This is a genomic window from Altererythrobacter sp. B11 (assembly GCF_003569745.1).
Taxonomy (GTDB): Bacteria; Pseudomonadota; Alphaproteobacteria; order Sphingomonadales; family Sphingomonadaceae; genus Croceibacterium_C.
In genome coordinates this window covers 589,151-613,159 of record NZ_AP018498.1, presented here as the reverse complement: position 1 = coordinate 613,159, position 24,009 = coordinate 589,151, and the positions used below count along the sequence as shown (strand labels likewise).

Genomic DNA, 24,009 nt, shown 5'->3' with positions numbered 1-24,009 from the left:
GCCCTGGGACAGAACGATCAGGGGCCGGGTCGCACCGCGCCGATCGGCGCCGCCGGAATGGCCGGTGCAGGCGTCGCCTAGGAGAGCCGCTTGTTCAACGACAGGATCAGCTACGCGGGCGAACTGGCCGGAGCGGTAACCGTCCCGCCGGCTCAGCTCGCCCATGCGCAGATCCTGCCGGAGGCGCCGCGGCGGATTGCCCGGATCAACAGCTTCGCCGAACGCTATGACGAATGGCGGCACCGGCTTTCGCTCCACATCGCCCGATTCGAACTCGCTCCTGATCTGGCGCAGGACATCGGCTCCGCGCGCTGGTTTGGCGGGGCCGCAACCCTGCTCGCACTGTCCGCTGTCGCGCTCGCTGCCTGGCCGGATTTCAGTCCGGTAGCCGCTGCCCCGGCGATGGAGATCGACGGCCCGGCGCGAGATGAATTCCGCAGTCAGATGATCATGCCCCTGGCGCTGGGGGCTGACAGCGGCCGCCATATGGGCGCGACACGCGCGGTAATCCCCTTGCGCAGCGCTCCGGAACGGCCGCGACTGGATCGCGTGGCCACGCTTTCGGCAGGGGACAGCTTCGCCCGCATGCTGCAACGGTCTGGGGTGGGCACGGCGGAGGCTGGGCGCGTGGCAGAGATGGTCGCCGGTGCGATCCCGCTGTCGGACCTCAAGCCCGGAACGCAGGTGGACATCACTCTGGGCCGGCGGTCCGCAGCCGACCAGCCCCGCCCGGTTGAGGCGCTATCGTTCCGCGCCCGTTTCGATCTTGAACTCGCCGTGGAGCGGCGTGGCGGCCAGCTGGCGCTCGATCCGCACCCGATCAAGGTGGATACGACCCCGCTCCGCATCCGGGGCAAGGTCGGTCCCAGCCTATACCGTTCGGCGCGCGCCGCCGGCGCTCCGCCGCGCGCGGTGCAGCAATATCTTCGCGCATTGGGCGAAGCCGTCGATCTCGACAGCGCCATTGGCGCGCAGGACGAATTCGACATCATCGTGGACTATAAGCGCGCCGCGACGGGCGAAGTGGAAGCGGGCAATCTGCTCTATGCCGGGCTGCTCCGCGGCGGAAAGCCCCGCCAGCAGCTGATGCGCTGGGGCAAGGATGGGCGCTTCTATGAAGCGTCTGGCGTGGGGGAGCAGCGCAGCGGGCTCGTCGCCCCCGTGCCGGGCGGCATCACCTCAAGCTACGGCCTGCGCAAGCATCCCATCCTGGGCTACAAGCGGATGCATGCGGGGATCGATTTCCGCGCCGCCTATGGCACGCCGATCCATGCGGTGAGCGATGGCACCGTGCAATTTGCCGGCCGTCACGGCGGGCACGGCAATTTCGTGAAGATCAGCCACGGCAATGGTCTTGGCACCGGCTATGCGCATATGAGCCGCATCGCGGTGAAAAGCGGCGCCCATGTCTCGCGCGGTCAGGTAATCGGATATGTCGGCTCCACCGGCCTCTCGACCGGGCCGCACCTCCATTACGAGATGTATCGCAACGGCAAGACCGTGAATCCGGGAAGCGTCAGCTTCGTCACGCGGGCGCAGCTTTCCGGGCGCGATCTCGTCAATTTCCGGGGCGAACTCGCCCGGCTGCAGAAGGTGGAACCGGGCGCCGCGCTGAACAGGCTGGAGCCAGATCCCGATGCGGCCGAGAAGCCGCAACGCGAGATCGACCGGCTGGACACCCCCCAGAAGGTCGGCTGAGCGGCGCATTGCCCAGAGGCCCGCTTTGGGCGTAGAGCGCGGGCCATGACAGCTTCCTATCCCGCAACGCGCATGCGCCGCAGCCGCGCCACGGCCTGGAGCCGGGCGATGCACCGCGAAAACATCCTTACCCCGGCCGACCTGATCTGGCCGCTCTTCGTCACCGAAGGGCAGGGCGTGGAGGAACCGGTGGGCTCGCTTCCAGGGGTCTCGCGCTGGTCCCTTGATGGGATCGCTGCCCGGGCGAAAGAGGCCGTGGCGCTGGGCATTCCCTGCCTCGCGCTGTTCCCCAATACGCCGGGCTCGCTGCGCTCTGACAGCGGGGAGGAAGCGCTCAACCCCGACAATCTCATGTGCCGGGCGATCCGGGCCATTCGCGACGCCTGTGGCGAGGGAATCGGCGTGCTCACAGACGTCGCGCTCGATCCCTATACGGCGCATGGGCAGGATGGCCTGCTGGACGATGCGGGCTATGTGGTGAATGACGATACGGTGGCCGTGCTGGTGGATCAGGCGGTCAACCAGGCGGAGGCGGGGGCGGACATCGTCGCGCCTTCCGACATGATGGACGGGCGGGTGCGGGCAATCCGCATGGCGCTGGAAATGGGTGGGCACCACAACGTCCAGATCATGAGCTATGCGGCCAAATATGCCTCGGCCTTCTATGGCCCGTTCCGTGATGCGGTGGGCTCCGGCGGGCTGCTGAAGGGCGACAAGAAGAGCTATCAGATGGACCCCGCCAACGGCTCTGAGGCACTGCGCGAGGTGGCGATGGACATCGCCGAGGGCGCGGACAGCGTGATGGTGAAGCCCGGCCTGCCCTATCTCGACGTGGTGGCCCGGGTGAAGGACCGGTTCGACGTTCCGGTGTTCGCTTATCAGGTCAGCGGCGAATACGCGATGATCGAGGCCGCTGCTGCTGCTGGCGCGGGTGATCGGGAGGCCCTCGTGCTGGAAACGCTGATGGCGTTCAAGCGGGCGGGTTGCGCGGGTGTGCTCACCTATCATGCGCCGCTCGCGGCGAGGCTTCTGAATGGCTGATTTTCGCCTGGAAACCGATCGCCTCGTGCTGCGCGACTGGCGCGACGAGGATTGGGAACCGTTCTTCCGGCACACCAACACGCCGGAGGTGATGCGCTGGCTTGGCGGCGTGCTGGACGAAGCGGGGCAGCTTGCCGCGAGGGGGAGGCTGGAGCGCTATCGGGCCGAGCATGGCCATACCTTCTGGGTGGTGCAGCGCAAGGACGATGGCGGCCATCTGGCCGGAGAAGTGCTTGGTTTCTGCGGACTTAAGCGGGCCAATCAGGAAGGCGGGCCGGCGGGCGATTTCGAGATCGGCTGGCGGCTGCGCGAAGATGCCTGGGGGAAGGGCTATGCCCGGGAAGCGGCGGAGGCTTCCCTGCGGGCGGCTTTCACCCAATTCGACGCTCCGCACGTGATTGCACTGACGGTACAACGCAACTGCAATAGTTGGGGGTTGATGGAGCGGCTCGGCATGACCCGCCGCCCGGATCTCGACTTCGCGAGCAAGGATTTCGATCCCGAGGCGGGCATGATCATCGTTTATTCGCTCGACCGGCAGGACTGGCTGGCAAGCGGCGCGGGAGCGAAGCGGTGAACGAGCGGTTCCCCTGGGCCACCATCCTGCCCTTCGAAGGCAAGGTGCCGCGGATTCACGAGAGCGCCTTCGTGGCGCCCGGCGCGCGGATCATCGGCGATGTCACGATCGGGCCCGAGGCGAGCGTCTGGTACAATTGCGTGCTGCGCGGTGACATCCACCGGATCGAGATCGGGGCACGGTCCAATGTGCAGGACGGCAGCGTATTCCATGTCGAAGGGCCGCGGCCGGATACCGAGGGCTGCCCCACCATCGTGGGCGAGGATTGCGTGATCGGCCATATGGCGGTGGTGCATGGCGCCACGCTGGAGGATCGCGCCTTCGTGGGCATGGGGGCGGTGGCGATGGACGCATGCCGCATCGACGCCGGCGCCATGCTGGGCGCGGGGGCGCTGCTGAGTCCGGGCAAGAGCATTCCGGAGCGCGAGATCTGGGTTGGCCGCCCGGCGAAGTTCCTCAAGCGGCAGAGCGAGGAGCAGGTGGAGAAGATCCGGTTCCAGTCCGCCCGCTATTGCGAGCTGGCCCGGCGCCACCTTGCCGCGCTGAATGGCACGGCCGAAGCCTGAACTGCCCCCGGCGGAGGCGATCCGCGCCCTGGCCGATGGCGAGGGGCGGCTGGCGCTGCGCGTCACCCCCGGCGCGCGGCAGGAAGCGGTGGAGATCGCCGGCGACCGGCTGCTGGTGAAGGTCCGCGCAAGGCCGCAGGACGGCGAAGCCAATGACGCGGTGCTGGCGCTGCTCGCCGCTGCGCTGGGGCTGCCCCGTTCGCGGCTGGAGTTGTTGCGCGGCGCAACCGGGCGGGAAAAGCTGGTGCGCATCGGCTGAAAAGGCGCGCCGCCGCCGCCGCGATCAGTCGCGGATCAGTGCCTGCAGCGTCTCGATCCGGTCCGCCTCATGCGCCGGCTTGTCCCAGCGGATGCGGTGAATGCGCGGGAAGCGCATGGCGAGGCCGGACTTGTGCCGCTTGCTGGCGTGGACCGAATCGAACGCCACTTCGAACACCAGGCTACGATCCGTCTCGCGCACCGGGCCGAAGCGATTGACGGTGTTCTGCCGCACATGGCGGTCCAGCCGCTTCAGTTCCTCGTCGGTAAATCCCGAATAGGCCTTTCCTACAGGCAACAGTTCGGCGCCTTCATCCGGATCGCCGGCCCAGCAGCCGAATGTGTAGTCCGAATAGAAGCTGGAGCGTTTGCCATTCCCCCGCTGCGCATACATCAGCACGCAATCCACCAGCAGCGGATCGCGTTTCCACTTGTACCACAGCCCGGTCTTGCGCCCGGCGACATAGGGGCTGTCCCGCCGCTTCAGCATCAGCCCTTCGATGGCATCGTCGCGCGCGCCTTCGCGCAGCGCCGCCAGCTGTTCCCACGACGCGGCCGCAATCGTGGCAGAGAGATCAAACCGCTCCTCGGGCAGGCGCGGCAGCAGCGTTTCCAGCACCGCGCGGCGATCGGCCCAGGGCAGGGGCCGCAGATCCTCCCCTTCCAGCAGCAATATGTCATACAGGCGGACGAAGGCCGGCGCCTCGGCCAGCATGGCCTTGCTCACGGTCTTGCGGCCCAGCCGCTGCTGCAGCGCATTGAAGCTGGCCGCGCCGCCCTCTTCCCCGCCCTGATGGCTGCCGCGCACCAGCAATTCGCCGTCGAGCACCGCGGGGATGCGCAGCGCCTCCGCCATTTCGGGAAAGGTATGGGTGATGTCATCGCCCGAGCGGGAATAGGCGCGCGTCTCCCCGCCCAGATGGACCAGCTGCACGCGGATGCCGTCCCATTTCCATTCCGCCACATAGTCGGAAAGGTCCACCTCCGTGCCATCCTCCAGCGGATGCGCGAGCATGAAGGGGCGGAACAGCGGCATGTTCGCCGTATCGGGCGCCGGCGCACCGCGCGCGGCCCAGTCGAACAGCGGGGTAAAGGGCGGCTCCAGCGCGTGCCAATATTCCTCCACCTTCTCCACCGGCACATCGAAGCGTTCGGCGAAGGCGACCTTGGCGAGCCGCGCCGAAACACCCACGCGCATTCCCCCGGTCGCCAGCTTGAACAGCGCATAGCGGCCGGAGGAGTCGAGCCGGTCGAGCAGGCGCGGCAGTTCCGACATGACGGAGGCCCGCGTCATCCGCTGCAGCGCCGCCACCGCCTCGCTCACGCGGGGGGCGGGGCCGGCGGGCTTGGGATCGGGCTCCGGCCACAGGAAGCTGGCGGTTTCGGCGGTATCGCCCACGAAATCGCGGCTGAGCGACCACAGCACGGGATCGACCCGTTCGTGCAGCAGATTGCGGATGGTGGAGGATTTCACCGCCGGGAAATCGAGCGAGCCGGTCAGCGCCGCCAGCGCCCAGCCGCGATCGGGGTCGGGCGTGCGGTGCAAATAATCGGCAATCAGCCGCAGCTTCTCGTTCCGGCTGCGGGTATAGACCAGCGCATCGACCAGGGCGGCGAATTCCTCCATCAGCTGCTCACCGCGCCGGGCGCCGCCGGATCAATCATCCTCATCCTCATAGCCCACCAGCGCCAGCGCCCGCGCGCGCCGCTGGTGCAATTCGCACCAGCGCAGCAGGGCTTCCTCTCGGCCATGGGTGATCCAGCTTTCCTGCGGGTTCACCTCCTCGATCGTGCGCGTCAGCTCGCCCCAGTCGGCATGGTCGGAAACCACCAGCGGCAGTTCGACATTGCGTTGCCGCGCGCGCTGGCGCACCCGCATCCACCCGCTTGCCATGGCGGTGATCGGATCGGGCAGGCGGCGGCTCCAGCGGTCATTGAGCGCGGAGGGCGGACAAATCACGATATGGCCGCGCATGTCATCGCGGCTGTGGTCGGAGACGAGGCGCAGATCGCCCAGCGGCACGCCCCATTCCTCGTAGAGGCGGCACATGCGCTCCATCGCGCCATGCAGATAGATCGGGTGCGAATGGCCCGCCGCGCGCAATTCGGCGATCAGCCGCTGCGCCTTGCCCAGCGCATAGGCGCCCAGCAGGATGCAGCGATCGGGATTGGCCGCCAGCGCCACCAGCAGCTTGTCCAGTTCCTCCCCGATGGGCGGATGGTGGAACACGGGCAGGCCGAAGGTCGCCTCGGTCACGAAGATGTCGCAGGGGATTACTTCGAAGGGGCGGCAGGTGGGATCGGGCCGCCGCTTGTAGTCGCCCGTCACCACCACCCGCTCGCCAGCGTGTTCGAGCAGGATCTGGGCGGAGCCGAGCACATGTCCTGCGGGGATGAAGCTGGCGTCCACCCCGCCGGGAAGGCGTAGCGTTTCGCCATAGTGCACCGGCGTGGCACCCTCGCGCGTTTGGTAGCGCAGCTCCATGATCGCCAGCGTTTCGGGCGTCGCCACGGTGCGGCCGTGGCCGCCACGCGCGTGATCGGCATGGCCATGCGTCACCAGCGCATGGGCCACCGGGCGCGAAGGATCGATCCAGCAATCGGCCGGCACCACATGGATGCCGTGCGGTTCGGCGCGTATCCAGGAAAAGTTCGCGGGCATCGCGCGGAAACAAAGGCCGTGGCGGCGCTTCGTTCCGGCTCGGCCCGCGAACCTGGTCTTCTCAGAGGTGGCGGATCAGTCCTGCTCGTCCTCACCCTTGCCCTCGGCCGAGGCTTCGGGCTTCTTCTTCGCGGCGGGCTTGCGGCCACCCTTGGGCTTGGTCGGCTTGGGCGCGGCGGGTGAGAGTTCGAAGGACAGCTTGTCATCCTTCACGCTCACATGCACCTCGCCGCCCTGGCTCAGCTTGCCGAACAGCAGTTCTTCCGCCAGCGGCTGCTTCACCTTGTCCTGGATCAGCCGCGCCATGGGGCGCGCGCCATACAGCTTATCATACCCGCGCGTGCCCAGCCATTCGCGCGCATCGCTGTCGAACTGGATGTGCACGTTCTGGTCGGCCAGCTGCAGTTCCAGCTGCAGGATGAACTTGTCGACCACGCGGCTGACGGTCTCGGTGCCGAGATAGGCGAACGGGACAATCGCATCGAGACGGTTGCGGAATTCGGGGGTGAACATCTTCTTCACCGCTTCCTCGCTCGCCTCGGTCTTGGTGCCCGCGCCGAAGCCGATGCCCTGCTTGGCCGCATCGGCCGCGCCGGCATTGGTCGTCATCACCAGCACGACATTGCGGAAATCCACCGTCTTGCCGTGGTGATCGGTCAGCCGCCCGTTGTCCATCACCTGCAGCAGGATGTTGAACAGGTCGGGGTGGGCCTTCTCGATCTCGTCCAGCAGCAGCACGCAATGCGGATGCTGGTCGATCGCGTCGGTCAGCAGGCCGCCCTGGTCATAGCCGACATAGCCCGGAGGGGCACCGATCAGCCGGCTCACCGAATGGCGTTCCATATATTCCGACATGTCGAACCGCTTGAGCTCGATGCCCATGATGGAGGCGAGCTGGCGCGCCACCTCCGTCTTGCCGACGCCGGTGGGGCCGGAGAACAGGAAGCTGCCGATCGGCTTGTCGGGATCGCGCAGGCCGGCGCGGCTGAGCTTCATCGCGGTGGACAGCACCTCGATCGCCTTGTCCTGCCCGAACACGACGCGCTTCAGATCCTTTTCCAGGCTGGCGAGCGCGGCCTTGTCGTCCTTGCTCACCGAACGCGGGGGGATGCGCGCCATGGTGGCGATCACCTTTTCGATCTCCTTGGCAGTGATCGTCTTGCGGCGGCGGCTCGGCGGCACCAGCATCTGCATCGCGCCCACTTCGTCGATCACGTCGATCGCCTTGTCGGGCAGCTTGCGGTCGTTGATGTAGCGCGCGCTCATCTCCACCGCCGTCTTGATCGCATCGGGCGTGTACTTGACCTTGTGATGTTCCTCGAAGGCCGTGCGCAGGCCCTTGAGGATCTTCACCGTATCTTCCACCGAAGGTTCGTTCACGTCGATCTTCTGGAACCGGCGCAGCAGGGCGCGATCCTTCTCGAAGTGGTTGCGGAATTCCTTGTAGGTCGTGGAACCGATGCAGCGGATCGCCCCGCTGGACAGCGCGGGCTTCAGCAGGTTGGATGCGTCCATCGCCCCGCCGCTGGTGGCGCCGGCGCCGATCACCGTGTGGATCTCGTCGATGAACAGGATCGCCTCGGGCATCTTTTCCAGCTCGGAAACGACCTGCTTCAGCCGTTCCTCGAAATCGCCGCGATAGCGGGTGCCGGCCAGCAGCGCGCCCATGTCGAGCGAGTAGATCACCGCTTCTTCCAGCACTTCGGGCACTTCGCCTTCCACGATCTTGCGCGCCAGGCCTTCGGCGATGGCGGTCTTGCCCACACCGGGATCGCCCACATAGAGCGGGTTGTTCTTGGACCGGCGGCAGAGGATCTGGATCGTGCGGTCCACTTCGGGGCCGCGGCCGATCAGCGGATCGACCTTGCCGTTCAGCGCCTTCGTGTTGAGGTTGACGCAGAACTGGTCGAGCGCGGAATCCTTCTTGCCCTTCTCGGGCTTTTCTTCCGCCTTGGCTTCCGGCTCTTCGGCGCCCTGCGGCGGGCGGCCTTCCGCCTTGCGGCCCCCCTTGCCGATGCCGTGGCTGATAAAGCTCACCGCATCCAGCCGGCTCATGTCCTGCTGCTGCAGGAAATAGACGGCATAGCTGTCCCGCTCGGAAAACAGGGCCACCAGCACATTGGCGCCGGTCACCGTGTCCTTGCCGCTGGACTGGACGTGCAGGATGGCGCGCTGGATCACGCGCTGGAAGCCGGCCGTGGGCTGCGGATCGGCATCGTCTTCCGTTTTCAGGGACTGATATTCCTGGTCGAGATACTGGCGCACCACATTGGCCAGTTCGCCCAGGTCGACACCGCAAGCGGTCATCACCTCGGCGGCGTCGCTATCTTCCACCAGTGCCAGCAGCAGGTGTTCGAGCGTCGCATATTCATGCGTCCGGTCGGTGGCGTGCTGGAGCGCCGTGTGGAGGGTCTTTTCAAGGCTCTGGGCGAAACTAGGCATGATTCAGCTGTCCGTTGGCTGCAGGTTGCGATCCGAAGGGTGATTTTTGTTGAAGAGGCCAGAGGCGCCGGAACGGCGCGTGGCAGGCGCTTCGGAGCTTTGGTCATGTGAGATATGGGGCGCCGAAGCGCGATTGCGAGAGGGTGAGGGGGCAGAGGCCCGCCCCATCAATCCGTGTCCCTTGGCTTGAACAGCGAATCGGCCAGTTGCCGGTGGTCGGCGGCTTTCGCGTGATGCGCCTTCACCCGGGCGATTTCCGCCTCCAGAACCTGGATGCGGGCCATCAGCTCGTCCTGCGAATAGCTATCGAGCGGTTCGCCGGCCAGCCGGCTTGCGGCATCGCCGCGCATCCGGGGGAGATCATCGTCCTCCATTGCAATGCAGCATCCAACGGCCACCGCTTGCTGTCAATGGGGCCGCGCACTAGGCTTGTGGAGCGTGGCCGAGATGCGACAGCGGGCCTGTCCGGTAAGCGCGCGAGGAAAAGTCACGGGGGGCACATGCCGCGCACACTGCCGGATACAATGAATGTCGTAGCCATCGCCGAGCCGGGCGGCCCTGAGGTGCTGAAGCTGGAGCAGCGGCCGGTGCCGCAGCCGGGGCCGGACGAGGTGCTGGTGAAGGTCGCCTGGGCGGGGGTCAACCGGCCGGACGTGCTGCAGCGCCAGGGCCTTTATCCCCCGCCGCCGGGCGCATCCGACATTCCCGGGCTGGAAATCGCCGGCGAGGTGGTGAGCTGCGGCGCCGATGTGGGCCCTGAACTCGGCGGCGGCATGGTCTGCGCGCTGGTCAGCGGCGGCGGCTATGCCGAATATTGCCTCGCGAAGGCCGACCACTGCCTGCCCGTGCCCGCCGGGGTGCCGCTGGAGGAAGCGGCGGCCCTGCCCGAAACGCTGTTCACCGTCTGGCACAATGTGTTCGAACGCGGCTGGGCGCGCGATGGGGAGACGCTGCTGGTCCACGGCGGCACCAGCGGCATCGGCACGATGGCGATCAAGCTCGCCCGCCTGTTCGGGATCGAAGTGATCGTGACCTGCGGCAGCGAGGAGAAATGCGCCGCCGCCCGCGCCCTCGGCGCCGATCACGCGATCAACTATCGGGACGAGGATTTCGTGGAGGCGGTGCGTCGCATCACCGGCGGCCGCGGGGCCGACCTGGTGCTGGACATGGTGGCGGGCAGCTACACGCAGCGCAATCTGGACTGCCTCGCCGAAGATGGCCGGCTGGTGACCATCGCCGTGCTCGGCGGCGCGAAGGCCGAGATCAACATGGCGAAGCTGATGGTGAAGCGCCACACGATGACCGGCTCGACGCTGCGTGCCCGGCCCGATTCGTTCAAGGCCTTGCTGGCCAACGAAATTCGCGAACAGGTCTGGCCGGCGGTGGGCGAAGGCGCGCTGCGGCCGGCCATGGACCGCAGCTTTCCGCTGGCGGAGGCCGCCGCCGCCCATGCGCGCATGGAAGGGGGCGATCACATCGGCAAGATCGTGCTACAGGTGACCCATGGATGAACTGACCCTCCACGAGGATCCGCGCAGCGGCAATTGCTACAAGATCCGCCTCACCGCGGCGCTGCTGGGCCTGCCCCTGCGGCGGGTGGCCTATGACATACTGCGGGGAGAGACGCGCACGCCGGAATTCCTGCGCGAGGTGAATTGCAACGGCCGTATCCCGGTGCTGCAGGTGGGGGATCGCTTCCTGCCCGAAAGCAACGCCGCCTGCTGGTACCTGGCCGAAGGCACGCCGCTGATTCCCAAAGATCGTTTCACCCGCGCGGACATGCTGCGCTGGATGTTCTTCGAACAATATAATCACGAACCCAACATCGCCACGCTGCGCTTCTGGCTGTGCTACGTGGGCGAAGCGGCGCTGAGCACGCAGCAGATCGCTCAGATTCCGGCCAAGCGCATGGCCGGGGAAGACGCGCTGGCGCTGATGGATATCCATCTCGCCAGCCACAAATGGTTCGCGGGCGACGCCCCCTCGATCGCGGATGTTGCGCTCTATGCCTACACGCATCTGAGCGAGGCGGGCGGCTTTCGGCTGGAGGATCGCAGGCATGTCTGCGCCTGGCTAAAACGCGTTGCCGCGCTGCCGGGATATGTCCCGATGGAGTGACGCCGAAGTGTAACACCGTCCCTGAACTGTCCGCGAACTGTGAATCGCCTGCAACAATTCACCGTCATAGGCATAAGCCCGAGACAGGTATTTTGGGGCGTTACCGATGTTCGGCACGTATCTTCAAGGCGAGATCGGGAATGGCGGCATTATTTCCGCATTCCCCAATTTCGATCAGCATCAGCCAGTCGTGCCGGAACCATCCCCCGATGGGCGGCGCAAATATCGCACGATCTGGATTAGCGACATCCATCTCGGCACCAAGGGCTGCAATGCCGAGATGCTGATCGACTTCCTCGACAATGTCGACAGCGAGACGATGTATCTCGTGGGCGACATTATCGACGGATGGCGGCTGAAGAAGAAGTTCTATTGGCCCGATACGCATAATGACATCGTCTGGCGCATCCTGAAGCGCGCCAAGCGCGGCACGCGGATCGTCTATATCCCCGGCAATCACGACGAGATGTTCCGCCAGTTCACTGGCCTGCACTTCGGCGGGGTGGAAATCCGCCGCGCCGCCTTCCACGAAACCGCCGACGGGCGCCGGCTGATGGTGATCCACGGCGACGAATTCGACGCCGTGATGCTCGCCCACCGCTGGCTCGCCTTCGTGGGGGACGCGCTCTACACGCTGACCATGGGGCTCAACCGCTGGGTCAACATGGTCCGCCGCCGGCTGGGCCTGCCCTATTGGTCGCTGTCCAAGATGGCCAAGCACAAGGTCAAGAACGCGGTCGAGTTCATCTCCCGCTACGAAGAGATCGTGGCCCGCGCGGCTTCCCAGCGCGGGGTGGACGGCGTGGTGTGCGGGCACATCCACACGGCCGAGTTCCGCAGCTTCGACGGCATCGAATATTGGAACGATGGCGACTGGGTCGAAGGCTGCAACGCACTGGTCGAACATGCCGATGGGCGGATGGAGATCCTCCACTGGCCGGAAGAAATCGCCCGCCGCGAAAGGGAGGCCGCCGAAGCGGCGGAGGCAGTCGCGGCGCAGAAGCTCCCGGTGGCCGCCTGATCGCGGCGAGCCAACAGGAAGGCATGCGGGAAGAGGAATGAAGATAGCTCTGATCACCGATGCCTGGGCGCCCCAGGTCAATGGAGTCGTCCGCACGCTGAGCGAGGTTAGCCGCGAGCTCACCCGCCGCGGGCACGAGCTGCTGGTCATCTCGCCCGAATCCTATCGCTCCGTCGCTTGTCCCACCTATCCGGAAATCCGTCTCGCCTTCGCCGGCCGCCGTGGCGTCGGCGCGCGGATCGAGGGCTTCGGCGCCGAAGCGGTCCATATTGCCACCGAAGGACCGCTGGGGCTGGCGGCGCGACGCCATTGCATCGCGCGGCGGCGCAGCTTCACCACCGCCTATCACACGCAGTTCCCCGATTACCTTGCGCGCCGAACGGGGCTGCCGGCCAGCCTGTTCTGGCCCTTCATCCGCTGGTTCCATCGCCCCTCCGCCGGGATCATGGTCGCCACGGAGACGGTGCGGCGCCAGCTGCGCGCGCAAGGCCTTACGCAGTTGCGGCCGTGGAGCCGCGGGGTGGATCTCTCGTGCTTCGGGCCGGACATCGCCCCGCCGGACCTGTTCTTCGATCTGCCCCGGCCGATCCAGCTCTATGTCGGCCGGGTCGCGGTGGAGAAGAACATCGATGCCTTCCTCGGCAACCGCCACCCCGGATCGAAGGTGGTGGTGGGCGACGGGCCGGAACTGGCGCGGCTGGAGGCCGAATATCCCGATGCCCACTTCCTCGGTCGGCAGACCGGACGCGACCTTGCAGCCTGCTATGCCGGGGCCGACGTCTTCGTGTTCCCCAGCCGCACCGACACTTTCGGGCTCGTCATTATCGAAGCGCTTGCCTGCGGCACCCCGGTGGCAGCCTATCCGGTGCAGGGGCCGCTCGACATACTGGATGCGAAGAGCGGCGCGATGGCGGAGCGGCTGGAGGATGCCATCGCCGCGGCGCTGCGGCTGCGCCGCACCGATTGCCTGGCGCATGGGCGCGGCTTCAGCTGGCAGGCGAGCGCGGACCAGTTCTTCGCCGCGCTGGCGCCGGAAGCATGCGCCCGGCCCTCTGCGGGGATGCGGCACGCGATCGGGCTGGCCTGAGCGCCGGCTCCGGAGGGGCCTCTCAGGAGAGGGACGGGCCTGCGCGCTTGCCGTTTGCCGGTAAAGGGCCTACATCTCCCTGTGTACGGCCGCTCCGCAAGGGGCGGCCCTTCTATTTTTACCGGAGAGAGAACGTGGCCCAGCCCACTCCCCTGATGCCGCATGCGACCGCTTCCTGGCTGGTCGACAACACTGCGCTGAGCTTTGAGCAGATCGCCGAATTCTGCGGGCTGCACATCCTCGAGGTGCAGGCCATGGCGGATGATCTCGCCAGCTCCAAATACACCGGCCGCGATCCGATCTACTCGGGCGAGCTGACGCATGACGAGATCGAGCGCGGGCAGCAGGATCCGTCCTATCGCCTGCGCATGCAGCGGGCGCCGGTGGATGTCAGCCGCACCAAGGGGCCGCGCTACACGCCGGTGTCCAAGCGGCAGGACAAGCCGGACGGGATCGCCTGGATCATCCGCAACCATCCGGAAATCTCGGATGCGCAGATCGGCAAGCTGATCGGCACCACGCGGAACACGATCAACGCGATTCGCGATCGTTCGCACTGGAACATCTCCAACATTCAGCCGAAGGATCCGGTGACCCTGGGCCTGTGCTCGCAGCGAGAGCTCGACTCTGCGGTGGCCAAGGCCGCCAAGCGCGCCGGGCCTGCCGAGACGGAGGAGGAGGATGAAATCCGCCCCGTCGAACAGCGGGACGAGCGAGAAAAGCTGATCGAGGAACTGCGGGCGGAACGCGAAGCGGCCGCCAAGGCGGCCGTCGAAGCCGCGCAGGAAGCCGAAGCCGAAGCCTGGCTGGTGGCGAAGCGCGCGGCCGAGGCGAACGAAGCCAAGGGCTGATCGGCCTGCATCGCTGAAGAAACAGAAAGGGCCGCTCCATCGGGAGCGGCCCTTTTCTTATGCGCGGTTCATGTGCGTGAGCCGGGTGCCGCGTCAGCCCGCGAGATGCAGCCGCGGTTCGCCTTCTTCGGCCTCACCGCCTGCGCGCGGGGCGCTGATGGCGGCGAGTTCCGGCGCGAAGCGCCCTTCCACGCTGGCGCCCTGCTCGATGGTCAGCGTTTCGTACTGCACGTCGCCTTCGATGCGCGCACTTTTCAGCACGATCAGCTCTCGCGCCGTTATGGCCCCTTTCACCGTGCCGGAAAGACGGGCGCTGTCGGCCTTCACTGCTCCTTCTATGCGGCTGCTGGCGCCCTGCACCAGCGACGCGCAGGTGATGTCACCCAGTACGGTGCCGTCCACATGGAGATCGGCGCTCGCTTCCAGATCGCCGCGAATCGTTACATCGGCGCCGATCACGGAGAAGGTCGCTCCGCTAGTCACCGGCTGGCGTCCGCCGCTCTGCGTCGCTGGCCCGGGCTTCTTCGAGAACATGGGGTGCCGTCTCCAGAAAGGGGCGCGGGTTAACCGCGCGCCCGTTGATTCGCACTTCGAAATGAAGATGGGGGCCGGTGGAACGGCCGGTGCTGCCGATGGCGCCGATCACGGCGCCGGCGGCGACCTGCTGGCCGGCCTTGGCCTTCCATTGCGACATATGGGCATAGCGGGTCATCAAGCCGTTGCCGTGGCTGACTTCCACCACCTTGCCATATCCCGACCGCATGCCGACGAAGCTCACGCGGCCGGCGGCGGCGGCATGGATCGGCGCGCCCACCGCGCCGCGAAAATCCAGCCCCGCATGCATCGCGGCGTGGCCGTTGAAGGGATCCCGGCGATAGCCGAAGCCCGAGGAGATCAAGCTCGAATCGGCGGGCATTACCTGCGGCACGCCGGAAAGGCCGCGCTCCAGCGCATCCATCCGTTCCAGGCTGGCGCCCATCCGTTCGAAGCGCGGGTCGATCGAACCGTCCCGGGCGGTGGAGAGCTTCTCCAGCGGGCCGCCCTGTGCCGTGTGCGATGCGCGCAGGATGCCGCGCGGGTCCAGCCCCAGCGTGCGCAGTGCCTTCTCCGCGCGGGCGGCGCGGCGGTCGGCAAAGCGGGTCAGCCGCTCGACAAAGGCGATCTGCCGCGCCTCCAGCCGGGCGAGCGCTCCGGCTTCGGGAATCGCCGCGCTCACCTTCGCCACGGTCTTGTCCGCTTCCGCCTTGCTGTCGGAGACGGTTTCGTCAGGCAGCACATCGTCGGGCAGCATCGGCAGGACGCTTTCGATGAAATCCTGCCGACGGCCGAGATCATCGGCCACCTCGTCCAGATTGTCGCGATAGGCCTTCACCCGGCTCGCCGCCTTGGCCACTTTCGCTTCGCGTGACATCAGCGAAGCGCGTTCGCTGCTGGCCTGCCATTGGAACACGGCCATCACCGCCATGGACAGCGCCCAGCCGATCAGCAGCGCCGCCACCAGCGAAGCGGCCGCGATCTGCATGCGCGACGTAATGGTGATGAATCGGACCTGTCCCTGGGAGCGCATGAAGAACTCCCGTTCCGGAAACCAGCGTTGCAGCTGGTGCCGAACCTTGCCGACGGATTGACTGATCAAAACGACCCCGTTTGTCCCGTGCCTCTGCGTCCCCGGGCACCCCGCTACGCAGCAAGGCCGGTGGGGTCGAATCCGTCGCGCCGCCGACGGGGCGAAGCGAACCGCTTTTGCGATGAAGTGTTAATCATACCGCTCCGCAGCGGGAACAAAAGGGCGCTGGCCGAAATCCTGCCATCTGTTCACAAGGCGACTCGGCACGAAAGCGTCTGACAAGCGGGGGAGCGGATGATAAGGGCCCGGCGCATGAGCACGCTTGAACAGACCCGCACCGATCACGACGCGCTTGTGGCCGATCTGGCACGCGCCGGACGCGCCGCACAGCGCCGGCTGGCCGGCACCAGCGATCAACAGAAGGCGGAAGCCCTGCGGGCTGCTGCGGCACGGCTGCGGGACGCGTCCGGCACCATCCTCGCCGCCAATGCGCGCGACGTGGCGGCGGGGGAGGCGAATGGCCTTACCGGCGCCATGCTCGATCGGCTGCGGCTCGACGAGGGGCGGCTGGAAGGCATCGCCGGAGCGCTGGAAGCCGTTGCGACCCTGCCGGATCCGGTCGGCCAGGTGATCGATCGCACTGCCGCGCCCAGCGGCCTCGCCCTCTCCCGCGTCCGCATCCCGATCGGGTTGATCGGGATCATCTACGAAAGCCGCCCCAATGTGACGGCCGATGCCGCCTCGCTGTGCCTGCGCAGCGGCAATGCGGTGCTGCTGCGCGGCGGGAGCGAGGCGGTGCATTCCAATCGCGCGATCCACGCAGCGATGGTCGAAGGCTTCACCGCTGCCGGCCTGCCCGAAGCGGCGGTGCAGCTGATGCCGACGCAGGATCGCGAAGCCGTGGGCGCCATGCTGCGCGCGCAGGGGCTGATCGACATGATCGTGCCGCGCGGCGGCAAGGGACTGGTGGAGCGGGTGCAGACCGATGCGCGCGTGCCGGTGCTCGCCCATCTCGACGGCATTTGCCACACCTATGTCCATTCCGCCGCCGATCCGGAGATGGCGCGCAAGCTGGTGCTCAACGCCAAGATGCGGCGCACGGGCATCTGCGGGTCGCTGGAAACGCTGCTGCTCGATGCCAGCTTCCCCGCCAGCGGCGATGTGGTGGCGGCGCTGCTCGATGCCGGCTGCGAATTGCGCGGCGATGCCCGCGCCCGCTCGCTCGATCCGCGCATCCTGCCCGCCAGCAGCGAGGATTGGGACACGGAATATCTCGATGCGATCGCCTCCGTGGCGGTGGTCGACGGGCTCGACGCCGCGCTGGAGCATATCGCCCGCCACTCCTCCGGCCATACGGACGCGATCATCACCGCCGATGCCGCGGTGGCGGAGCGCTTCCTGGCCGAAGTGGACAGCGCCATCGTGATGGTAAACACCTCCACCCAGTTCGCCGATGGCGGCGAATTCGGCTTGGGGGCGGAGATCGGCATCGCCACCGGGCGGCTGCATGCGCGCGGGCCGGTGGCACTGGAAGGCCTCACCACCTACAAGTGGCAGGTCCGCGGCGAGGGGCAGGAGCGCCCTTGAAGCGCAGCCGGCGCAGGCTACACTCTGCGGCGGACCGGGCAGAGGAGTCTTTCGCATGCGTTACAACCAGCTCGGCAACACCGGCCTGATCGTTTCCGAACTGTGCCTGGGGGCAATGACCTTCGGCACCAATCCCGGCCGCTTCGGCCAGATTCACGGGCTCGACCAGGATGGTTCCACCGCGCTGGTGAAGCAGGCGCTGGATGGCGGGATCAATTTCATCGACACCGCCAATGTCTATACCACCGGCCAGTCGGAAGAATTCGTTGGCGGCGCGCTGAAGGCGCTGGGCATCCCGCGTGCCGACGTGGTGATCGCGACCAAGGCCATGGGCGCCATGGGCGAAGGGCCGAACGAGGCAGGGACCGGCCGCAAGCACCTGCTCGACCAGATCGATGCTAGCCTCGCCCGGCTGGGGCTCGACCATGTCGATCTCTACCAGATCCATGGCTGGGATCCGGTGACGCCGATGGAAGAGGCGCTGGAAGCGCTGAACGACATCGTCCGGTCGGGGCGCGCGCGCTATGTGGGCGTCAGCAACTGGGCCGCCTGGCAGATCGCCAAGGCACTGGGCATTTCGGAGCGGCGCGGCTTCGCCCGCTTCGCCTCGCTGCAGGCCTATTACACGGTCGCGGGCCGCGATCTGGAGCGGGAACTGGTGCCGATGATGCGCAGCGAAGGGCTCGGCCTCATGGTCTGGTCGCCGCTCGCCGGCGGGCTGCTGAGCGGCAAATATCGCTTCACCGACGAGGGGACGGAGGGCGAAGGCCGCCGCTCCGGCTTCAACTTCCCGCCGGTGGACCTGCAGCGCGCCGCGCCGCTGGTCGATGCCATGCGTACCATGGGGGAGAAGCGCGGCGTCTCCGTCGCGCAGATTGCGCTCGCCTGGCTGCTGTACCAGCCGGTGGTGTCCACCATCATCATCGGCGCAAAGCGGGCGGACCAGCTGCAGGACAATCTCGCCAGCGTGGAGGTGGAACTGACGCGCGAGGAACTGGACGAGCTCGGCCAGCTGAGCGCCCTGCCCCGCGAATATCCCGGCTGGATGTTCGAGACGCAGGGCAGCTACGTGTCCGGGCGCGTATCGCCGCGGCGCACGCCGGGATGAGCGGCCGGCCGGCCTGACGTGCGGCATCGCTATCCCGTGATCGGGCTGCTGGGGGGCAGCTTCAACCCGGCGCACGCCGCCCATCGGCGGATCTCCGTCTTCGCGATGCCGGCGCTCGGGCTGGAAGAGGTCTGGTGGCTGGTGTCGCCGGGCAATCCGCTGAAGCCGAAAGCCGGCATGGCCCCGCTCTCCACGCGCGTCCGCTCCGCCCGCGTGATGGCGCGCCGGGCGCCGATCCGCGTGACTGCGATCGAGCGCGAGCTGGGCACGCGCTACACGGCGGACACGCTGCGCGCGCTCACCCGCCGGTTTCCGCGCCGCCGTTTCGTGTGGCTGATGGGTGCGGACAATCTGGCCCAGTTTCATCGGTGGAAGAACTGGCGCCGGGTCGCCCAGGAAATGCCGATTGCGGTGATCGCGCGCCCGGGTTATGATGATGACGCCCTCGCGAGCCCCGCGATGGCCTGGCTGCGGCGCTACCGGTTATCCGCAGCCGGATTTCGCAACCGGGGCAAATGGAGCGCACCTGCGCTGATTGAACTGCGTTTCGATCCTGATCCGCGTTCGGCGACAGACATACGCCGGGCGGATCCCGACTGGGCCAGCCGCTTCAACGGTCCGCCGCCCAGGGACGGGATAACGCATTCCCTCATTCACGATCCGGCCATGAACGGCGCGGCAAGGGATGGTGGCGCATGATGCGTCCCGCGTTCCCGGCCGAGTCTTCCACTGGTCGCGATCGCCCATTGCCAAGAAGGAGCATGACAAGCAGCGATGACCCAGGCGCAAGCCCTGCCGGAGCATTCCGGCGCATCGACCATCATCACCATGGCTGACACACCTCTCTCCCATTCCGCCGAACCCGGCTCCATGCACGCGCTCGTGCTCGACCAGCTGGACGAAGATCAGGCGCAGGACGTCGTTTCCATCCCACTTGAAGGCAAGTCGAGCATTGCCGATCACATGGTGATCGCCACCGGCCGCTCCACGCGGCAGGTCGCGGCGATGGCCGGCAAGATTGCCGAGCGGCTCAAGAAGGAAGGGCACGGCTCGCCCCGCATCGAAGGCCTCCCGGCTGCCGACTGGGTGCTGATCGACGCGGGGGACGTGGTGGTCCACCTGTTCCGCCACGAAGTGCGCAGCTTCTACAATCTCGAGCGCATGTGGGGTTTCGGGGAGGATGCACCGTCGGCTGCGGCCGGGCGGGCCTGACCCCCTTAAATCGCAGCGCAAGGGCGGCTAAGGGTCGCCCATGCAGCTGCATGTCATCGCACGCGGAAAGATCGGGCGCTCCCCCGAAGCGGAATTGGTCGCGCGCTACGAGAAGCGCATCACCTGGCCATTGAAGCTGACGGAGCTGCCCGAAACCGGCGGCCGGATTCCCGATCCGCCCACGCCGTACCGCACGGTGCTGCTGGACGAGAAGGGGAAGCAGCTCGATTCGCCCGCCTTTGCCGGCGTTCTCGAAGACTGGCGGGACAACGGCATACGCGAGGCGCGCTTCATGATCGGCGCGGCCGACGGCCATTCGGCTGCTGAACGGGAAGCGGCCGACCTGCTGCTCGCCTTCGGCAAGGCCACCTGGCCTCATCTGCTCGCGCGCGCCATGCTGATGGAACAATTGTTCCGCGCCACCAGCATCCTTGCCGGCCATCCCTATCATCGGGCAGGCTGAGCGGGTGAAGCGGCTGATCCTCCTGCCCATGCTGGCGCTGCTGGCTTCCGCCGCTGCGGCGCAGCGCGTGCCCCTCTACGACGATCCTGCGCAAACGCGCGCCGCGCTGCGCGCCGCTCTGGCCGAACGGCAGGCGGCGGAGCGGCGCAGCGCTGCCCTGGAAGCCGAAGCCGCGCAGGTGCGCAGCGCCGCGGAACGCACCGCGCGCCAGGCCGCGGCGCTGGCGGCGCGTATCCAGCAGGCCGAAGCGGGCATTGCCGCGGCGGAAGCCCGCATCGCGCTGGTGGACCGTGAACGGGCGATCCTGCGCGAGCAACTGGGGGCGCAGCAGCGGCCGGTGGTGCAGCTGACGGCGGCGCTGCAGCAATTCTCCCGCCGCCCCGTGGGGCTTTCGCTCCTGCGGCCGGGCTCGGTGAAACAGGTGGTCTATCTGCGGGCGATGCTGGACAGCGCTGTGCCCCAGGTGCACCAGCGCACCGCCGCGCTGCGCCAGCGTATCGCCCGCAGCCGCGCCTTGCGCCGTGAAGCCGAAGAGGCCGCCGGCGTGCTCCGGGCGGAGGAACGGCAGCTGGCGGAGCGCCGGCAGCAGCTCGCCATGCTCGAAACGCGCCAGCGGCTGGCGCTGCGCCAGGCCGGGGGCACCGCTGCGCGCGAGGCGGAGCGGGCGCTGGCCCTGGGGGAACAGGCGCGCGATCTCGATACGCTGGTGGGCGAGCTCGACCGGGCGGCTGCGCTGCGCCGACAGCTGGCCGCGCTGCCCGGCCCCGTGTTGCGCCCGCCCCGGCCGGACCAGGCGCGGGTTGCCCGGGGGCAGGCAGCGGATCAGCCGGAAGGCAGCACCAACCCCCCGGCGCCCTATCTTCTGCCGGTGACGGGGCGCACGGTTACCGGCTTTGGCGCGCCGATCGACGGCGGGCGCAGCACGGGGCTCACGCTGGCGCCTCGCGGCGGAGCACAGGTGGTCGCCCCCGCCGCCGGCCGGGTAGTCTTTGCCGGCCCCTATCGCGGCTATGGCCGCATCGTCATTATCGAGCATGAGGGCGGCTGGACCAGCCTCGTCACGGGCCTTGCCCGCGCCGAGGCAGGGGTGGGGCAGGACGTGGTGGCTGGCTCGCCCATCGGAATTGCCGCGCCCGATCGGCCGGCGATCACCTTGGAACTTCGGCAAGGGGGCGAGCCGGTGAACCCGCTACGTTTCATCGGTTGAGCGGGCGCCGCCCCTTCTACGCCGCGTCCCGCCCTCATCTGGCGTTAAGCGCCGATGCGCGATAGAACGGGCGGATATTGCAGGATCTGATCGCATGAACATTGCCCGTAGAATCGCAGGGCCGCTGCGCGCCACCGCGCTTGTCACTGCCGTTGCGTTGCTCCCCGCCACCACCGCCGGCTTTGCCGAGGTGGAGGGCTCCGCCTCGCCGGAGTTTGCCAAGCTCTTCGCGACCTACCAGCGCATCAAGGCCAGCTATGTGGAGCCGGTGGATGACGACGTGCTGATCCGCGGCGCCATCGACGGCATGCTGGCTGCACTCGATCCGCACTCGGCCTATCTGGATGGCGCGGCGCTCGAACGGCTCGAAACGATGATCGACGGCAATTATCAGGGCCTCGGCATCTCGGTGCAGATGGATGATGGCGCGGTGAAGGTCGTCTCCCCCTTCAAGGGCAGCCCCGCGGAAAAGGCGGGCATCAAGGCGGGCGATTACATCACCCATCTCAACGGCAATCTGATCTACGGCCTCGACCTGGATGATGCGGTGGCCCAGATGCGCGGCCCGGCGGGCAGCACGGTGGATCTGCGCCTCTATCGCCCCGGGCGGGACGAGCCGGTGGAAGTGACGGTGACGCGCGGCCTGATCGAGCTGGAGCCCGTGACCTGGGAAATCAAGGATGGCGGCGTCGGCGTCATCAGCGTGAACGAATTCAGCCGCGACGTCGGCAAGGATGTGAACTCCGCCATTACCGATCTGCGCAGCAAGGCGGGTGGCAAGCTAACCGGGCTGGTGCTGGATCTGCGCAAGAACCCCGGCGGCTCGCTGGACGAGGCGGTGGCGTTGAGCGACCTCTTCCTCAGCAATGGGGTGATCGTTTCGCAGCGCGGCCGGACCAAGAAGGACACGATCTATTACGACGCGGAAAGCTATTACCGGGGCGAAGCGGCGCCGGGCGTGCCGATGATCGTGCTGATCGACGCGGGCTCTGCCTCCGCCAGCGAGATCGTGGCTGGTGCGCTGCAGGATCAGCATCGCGCGCTGGTCATGGGGGAGCGCAGCTTCGGCAAGGGCAGCGTGCAGACGCTGCTGCCGATCACGCGCGACGCCGCGTTGAAGCTCACCACCGCCCGCTATTACACGCCCAGCGGGCGTTCGGTGCAGGAAGGCGGGATCGAGCCGGATATCCGCGTGCCGCAGCTTTCCGATCCCGATGCCGCCAAGCGCGAGAAATTCGCCCTGCGCGAAAGCGATCTGCGGGGGCATCTGATCAACGAGATCAAGCTGGAGGACAAGGATCTGGAGAACGATGCCAAGCCGGATCCGCGCTTCACCGCCACGGCGGAGGAGCTGGAGAAGGAAGGCATCACCGACTTCCAGCTCGACTATGCGCTGAAGACGCTGCGCCGCACCGGCGCGCGGACCGCGGTCGCTGCGCGCAACTGATCGGGGCAGGGGCATGACGTCATCTTTCCGGCTGGCCCAGCGGCTCGCCATCGCCGTGCCTGCCCTGCTGCTGGGCGGGGCCTATATCTCGCAATATGTCTTCGGCCTGTTTCCGTGCGAGATGTGCTGGTGGCAGCGCTATCCGCATTTCATCGCGCTCGTGCTGGGGCTCGTCTCGCTCGGCGCACGGCCGGGCGCCCGTACCTTCCTTCTCGCTCTGGCGGCGGCAGCGATCATGATCTCGGGCCTCATCGGCGTGTTCCATGCCGGCGTGGAATATGGCTGGTGGGAAGGCCTTACGACCTGTTCGCGGCCGGTGGGCGCGGGCGGGGGCGATCCGCTGGACGCGATCATGAATGCCCCGCTGGTGCGCTGCGACGAAGTGCAGTGGAGCCTGTTCGGCATTTCCCTTGCCGGTTGGAACGCGCTGTTCTCTACCATTTCAGGTCTGGCGATCTTCCGCCTTCTCGGGCTAGACAGGAAGGGATGAAAGACCGTTCCCATATGATCCGGGTGGACCAGGCGGGCGAGTTCGGCGCCACGCGGATCTATGCCGGCCAGCTGGTGGTCATGGGGGAACGCGGCCCTCACGGTCCCGAAATACGCGCCATGGCCGAACAGGAAGAACAGCACCGCGCCGCCTTCGATGCGCTGATGGCCCGGCGCGGCGTGCGACCCACGATCCTGCAGCCTTTCTGGTCGGTCGCCGGATACGCGCTGGGGGCGGGCACCGCCCTGCTGGGGCCCGAAGCGGCGATGGCGTGCACCGCCGCCGTGGAGGAGGAGATCGATCGCCATTACAGCGCGCAGCTGGAAGAGCTGGAGCGGGATGGCGACGATCCCGAGCTCGCCGATCTCGTCACGCGTTTCCGCGAGGAAGAGCGGGAGCACCGCGATATGGCGCTGGCCGCTGGGGCGGAGCGGGCGCCCGCCTATCCGTTGCTGTCGGGTGCCATCCGGCTGGGCTGCCGCGTAGCCATCCGGCTGGCCGAGAAATTCTAGGCGCCGGGCGCTTTTGCGCAGGAACAAGGACAGCCTGCCGCACGCTTCAGTAACGGTTCACCGCTGTGAGCCTTGATTAAGGCCGCCGCCGCGCA

General features: G+C 67.3%; 25 protein-coding genes. 19 read left to right on the top strand and 6 right to left on the bottom strand.

Annotated features, from left to right (window positions below):
* The first annotated feature begins 90 nt into the window (after positions 1 to 90).
* The 5 genes from AEB_RS02825 to AEB_RS02805 are packed head-to-tail and all read left to right on the top strand — an operon-like array spanning position 91 to position 4,141.
* Complete coding sequence (locus AEB_RS02825; protein WP_119081838.1) at positions 91 to 1,698, top strand: M23 family metallopeptidase; 1,608 nt, start codon at positions 91 to 93, stop codon at positions 1,696 to 1,698.
* 45 nt (positions 1,699 to 1,743) lie between these two features.
* On the top strand, positions 1,744 to 2,739 hold the full coding sequence (gene hemB, locus AEB_RS02820) for a porphobilinogen synthase (RefSeq protein ID WP_119081837.1): 996 nt from the start codon (positions 1,744 to 1,746) through the stop codon (positions 2,737 to 2,739).
* Positions 2,732 to 3,316, top strand: coding sequence for a GNAT family N-acetyltransferase (locus AEB_RS02815; protein WP_119081836.1), 585 nt, complete (start codon positions 2,732 to 2,734; stop codon positions 3,314 to 3,316). The genes hemB and AEB_RS02815 overlap by 8 nt, the downstream gene beginning before the upstream one ends.
* Complete coding sequence (locus AEB_RS02810) at positions 3,313 to 3,882, top strand: gamma carbonic anhydrase family protein (protein WP_119081835.1); 570 nt, start codon at positions 3,313 to 3,315, stop codon at positions 3,880 to 3,882. Before AEB_RS02815 ends, AEB_RS02810 begins: the two co-directional genes overlap by 4 nt.
* On the top strand, positions 3,863 to 4,141 hold the full coding sequence (locus AEB_RS02805; protein WP_119081834.1) for a DUF167 domain-containing protein: 279 nt from the start codon (positions 3,863 to 3,865) through the stop codon (positions 4,139 to 4,141). Before AEB_RS02810 ends, AEB_RS02805 begins: the two co-directional genes overlap by 20 nt.
* Before the next feature lie 24 nt (positions 4,142 to 4,165).
* On the opposite strand, the gene AEB_RS02800 is transcribed toward AEB_RS02805, so the two are convergent.
* The 4 genes from AEB_RS02800 to AEB_RS02785 form a co-directional block, all read right to left on the bottom strand.
* On the bottom strand, positions 4,166 to 5,767 hold the full coding sequence (locus AEB_RS02800) for a cisplatin damage response ATP-dependent DNA ligase (protein ID WP_119081833.1): 1,602 nt from the start codon (positions 5,765 to 5,767) through the stop codon (positions 4,166 to 4,168).
* 30 nt (positions 5,768 to 5,797) lie between these two features.
* Positions 5,798 to 6,802: a ligase-associated DNA damage response exonuclease gene (locus tag AEB_RS02795; RefSeq protein WP_119081832.1), complete on the bottom strand. Its 1,005-nt coding sequence runs from the start codon at positions 6,800 to 6,802 to the stop codon at positions 5,798 to 5,800.
* A 75-nt stretch (positions 6,803 to 6,877) separates the two neighbouring features.
* Complete coding sequence (gene clpA / locus AEB_RS02790; protein ID WP_119081831.1) at positions 6,878 to 9,244, bottom strand: ATP-dependent Clp protease ATP-binding subunit ClpA; 2,367 nt, start codon at positions 9,242 to 9,244, stop codon at positions 6,878 to 6,880.
* A 167-nt stretch (positions 9,245 to 9,411) separates the two neighbouring features.
* Complete coding sequence (locus tag AEB_RS02785; RefSeq protein ID WP_331851752.1) at positions 9,412 to 9,594, bottom strand: DUF1192 domain-containing protein; 183 nt, start codon at positions 9,592 to 9,594, stop codon at positions 9,412 to 9,414.
* Positions 9,595 to 9,744: 150 nt separating this feature from the next.
* Here AEB_RS02785 and AEB_RS02780 point away from each other — a divergent pair, with 150 nt between their 5' ends.
* The 5 genes from AEB_RS02780 to AEB_RS02760 all read left to right on the top strand — a co-directional run bounded on the left by AEB_RS02780 (position 9,745) and on the right by AEB_RS02760 (position 14,321).
* Entirely contained in the window at positions 9,745 to 10,755 is a 1,011-nt protein-coding gene (locus AEB_RS02780) for an NAD(P)H-quinone oxidoreductase (protein ID WP_119081829.1), read from the top strand.
* Positions 10,748 to 11,362, top strand: coding sequence for a glutathione S-transferase family protein (locus AEB_RS02775; RefSeq protein WP_119081828.1), 615 nt, complete (start codon positions 10,748 to 10,750; stop codon positions 11,360 to 11,362). The genes AEB_RS02780 and AEB_RS02775 overlap by 8 nt, the downstream gene beginning before the upstream one ends.
* A gap of 106 nt (positions 11,363 to 11,468) precedes the next feature.
* Positions 11,469 to 12,383, top strand: a complete 915-nt coding sequence (locus AEB_RS02770) for a UDP-2,3-diacylglucosamine diphosphatase (RefSeq protein ID WP_119081827.1) — start codon at positions 11,469 to 11,471, stop codon at positions 12,381 to 12,383.
* A 37-nt stretch (positions 12,384 to 12,420) separates the two neighbouring features.
* Positions 12,421 to 13,470, top strand: a complete 1,050-nt coding sequence (locus AEB_RS02765) for a glycosyltransferase family 4 protein (protein ID WP_119081826.1) — start codon at positions 12,421 to 12,423, stop codon at positions 13,468 to 13,470.
* Between the two features lie 134 nt (positions 13,471 to 13,604).
* Positions 13,605 to 14,321, top strand: coding sequence for a DUF1013 domain-containing protein (locus tag AEB_RS02760; RefSeq protein ID WP_119081825.1), 717 nt, complete (start codon positions 13,605 to 13,607; stop codon positions 14,319 to 14,321).
* 93 nt (positions 14,322 to 14,414) lie between these two features.
* Here AEB_RS02760 and AEB_RS02755 read toward each other — a convergent pair whose 3' ends face one another.
* A complete protein-coding gene (locus tag AEB_RS02755) occupies positions 14,415 to 14,804 on the bottom strand; it encodes a bactofilin family protein (protein ID WP_231958872.1) in 390 nt (129 codons plus the stop codon).
* Positions 14,797 to 15,957, bottom strand: a complete 1,161-nt coding sequence (locus AEB_RS02750; protein ID WP_442858048.1) for a M23 family metallopeptidase — start codon at positions 15,955 to 15,957, stop codon at positions 14,797 to 14,799. Before AEB_RS02750 ends, AEB_RS02755 begins: the two co-directional genes overlap by 8 nt.
* Before the next feature lie 243 nt (positions 15,958 to 16,200).
* Here AEB_RS02750 and AEB_RS02745 point away from each other — a divergent pair, with 243 nt between their 5' ends.
* The 9 genes from AEB_RS02745 (at position 16,201) to AEB_RS02705 (ending at position 23,914) form a co-directional block, all read left to right on the top strand.
* Positions 16,201 to 17,475, top strand: a complete 1,275-nt coding sequence (locus AEB_RS02745; protein ID WP_119081823.1) for a glutamate-5-semialdehyde dehydrogenase — start codon at positions 16,201 to 16,203, stop codon at positions 17,473 to 17,475.
* Positions 17,476 to 17,530: 55 nt separating this feature from the next.
* Positions 17,531 to 18,583 (top strand): aldo/keto reductase, encoded by a 1,053-nt coding sequence (locus AEB_RS02740; RefSeq protein WP_119081822.1) that lies wholly within the window; start codon positions 17,531 to 17,533, stop codon positions 18,581 to 18,583.
* Positions 18,584 to 18,601: 18 nt separating this feature from the next.
* The gene (locus tag AEB_RS02735; RefSeq protein WP_119081821.1) at positions 18,602 to 19,282 is read left to right on the top strand and encodes a nicotinate-nucleotide adenylyltransferase; all 681 of its coding nucleotides are present in this window, start codon (positions 18,602 to 18,604) and stop codon (positions 19,280 to 19,282) included.
* 75 nt (positions 19,283 to 19,357) lie between these two features.
* Positions 19,358 to 19,795 (top strand): ribosome silencing factor, encoded by a 438-nt coding sequence (gene rsfS / locus AEB_RS02730; protein ID WP_119081820.1) that lies wholly within the window; start codon positions 19,358 to 19,360, stop codon positions 19,793 to 19,795.
* Between the two features lie 40 nt (positions 19,796 to 19,835).
* Positions 19,836 to 20,258: a 23S rRNA (pseudouridine(1915)-N(3))-methyltransferase RlmH gene (locus tag AEB_RS02725; RefSeq protein ID WP_119081819.1), complete on the top strand. Its 423-nt coding sequence runs from the start codon at positions 19,836 to 19,838 to the stop codon at positions 20,256 to 20,258.
* Entirely contained in the window at positions 20,227 to 21,465 is a 1,239-nt protein-coding gene (locus tag AEB_RS02720; protein WP_231958871.1) for a murein hydrolase activator EnvC family protein, read from the top strand. Before AEB_RS02725 ends, AEB_RS02720 begins: the two co-directional genes overlap by 32 nt.
* Before the next feature lie 94 nt (positions 21,466 to 21,559).
* Positions 21,560 to 22,912: a S41 family peptidase gene (locus AEB_RS02715; protein WP_119081818.1), complete on the top strand. Its 1,353-nt coding sequence runs from the start codon at positions 21,560 to 21,562 to the stop codon at positions 22,910 to 22,912.
* A 13-nt stretch (positions 22,913 to 22,925) separates the two neighbouring features.
* Positions 22,926 to 23,402 carry a disulfide bond formation protein B gene (locus AEB_RS02710; protein ID WP_119081817.1) on the top strand — a complete coding sequence of 159 codons (477 nt, stop codon included), beginning with the start codon at positions 22,926 to 22,928 and terminating at the stop codon, positions 23,400 to 23,402.
* Positions 23,399 to 23,914: a demethoxyubiquinone hydroxylase family protein gene (locus AEB_RS02705; RefSeq protein WP_119081816.1), complete on the top strand. Its 516-nt coding sequence runs from the start codon at positions 23,399 to 23,401 to the stop codon at positions 23,912 to 23,914. The genes AEB_RS02710 and AEB_RS02705 overlap by 4 nt, the downstream gene beginning before the upstream one ends.
* Positions 23,915 to 24,009: the final 95 nt, after the last annotated feature.

Excerpts from the sequence above, each read along its gene's own strand:
- hemB (WP_119081837.1), top strand. The coding sequence starts at position 1,744 with ATGACAGCTTCCTATCCCGCAACGCGCATGCGCCGCAGCCGCGCCACG.
- AEB_RS02815 (WP_119081836.1), top strand. The coding sequence starts at position 2,732 with ATGGCTGATTTTCGCCTGGAAACCGATCGCCTCGTGCTGCGCGACTGG.
- AEB_RS02805 (WP_119081834.1), top strand. The coding sequence starts at position 3,863 with ATGGCACGGCCGAAGCCTGAACTGCCCCCGGCGGAGGCGATCCGCGCC.
- AEB_RS02800 (WP_119081833.1), bottom strand. The coding sequence starts at position 5,767 with ATGGAGGAATTCGCCGCCCTGGTCGATGCGCTGGTCTATACCCGCAGC.
- AEB_RS02795 (WP_119081832.1), bottom strand. The coding sequence starts at position 6,802 with ATGCCCGCGAACTTTTCCTGGATACGCGCCGAACCGCACGGCATCCAT.
- clpA (WP_119081831.1), bottom strand. The coding sequence starts at position 9,244 with ATGCCTAGTTTCGCCCAGAGCCTTGAAAAGACCCTCCACACGGCGCTC.
- AEB_RS02785 (WP_331851752.1), bottom strand. The coding sequence starts at position 9,594 with ATGCGCGGCGATGCCGCAAGCCGGCTGGCCGGCGAACCGCTCGATAGC.
- AEB_RS02780 (WP_119081829.1), top strand. The coding sequence starts at position 9,745 with ATGCCGCGCACACTGCCGGATACAATGAATGTCGTAGCCATCGCCGAG.
- AEB_RS02775 (WP_119081828.1), top strand. The coding sequence starts at position 10,748 with ATGGATGAACTGACCCTCCACGAGGATCCGCGCAGCGGCAATTGCTAC.
- AEB_RS02770 (WP_119081827.1), top strand. The coding sequence starts at position 11,469 with ATGTTCGGCACGTATCTTCAAGGCGAGATCGGGAATGGCGGCATTATT.
- AEB_RS02765 (WP_119081826.1), top strand. The coding sequence starts at position 12,421 with ATGAAGATAGCTCTGATCACCGATGCCTGGGCGCCCCAGGTCAATGGA.
- AEB_RS02745 (WP_119081823.1), top strand. The coding sequence starts at position 16,201 with ATGAGCACGCTTGAACAGACCCGCACCGATCACGACGCGCTTGTGGCC.
- AEB_RS02740 (WP_119081822.1), top strand. The coding sequence starts at position 17,531 with ATGCGTTACAACCAGCTCGGCAACACCGGCCTGATCGTTTCCGAACTG.
- rsfS (WP_119081820.1), top strand. The coding sequence starts at position 19,358 with ATGACCCAGGCGCAAGCCCTGCCGGAGCATTCCGGCGCATCGACCATC.
- AEB_RS02725 (WP_119081819.1), top strand. The coding sequence starts at position 19,836 with ATGCAGCTGCATGTCATCGCACGCGGAAAGATCGGGCGCTCCCCCGAA.
- AEB_RS02715 (WP_119081818.1), top strand. The coding sequence starts at position 21,560 with ATGAACATTGCCCGTAGAATCGCAGGGCCGCTGCGCGCCACCGCGCTT.
- AEB_RS02710 (WP_119081817.1), top strand. The coding sequence starts at position 22,926 with ATGACGTCATCTTTCCGGCTGGCCCAGCGGCTCGCCATCGCCGTGCCT.
- AEB_RS02705 (WP_119081816.1), top strand. The coding sequence starts at position 23,399 with ATGAAAGACCGTTCCCATATGATCCGGGTGGACCAGGCGGGCGAGTTC.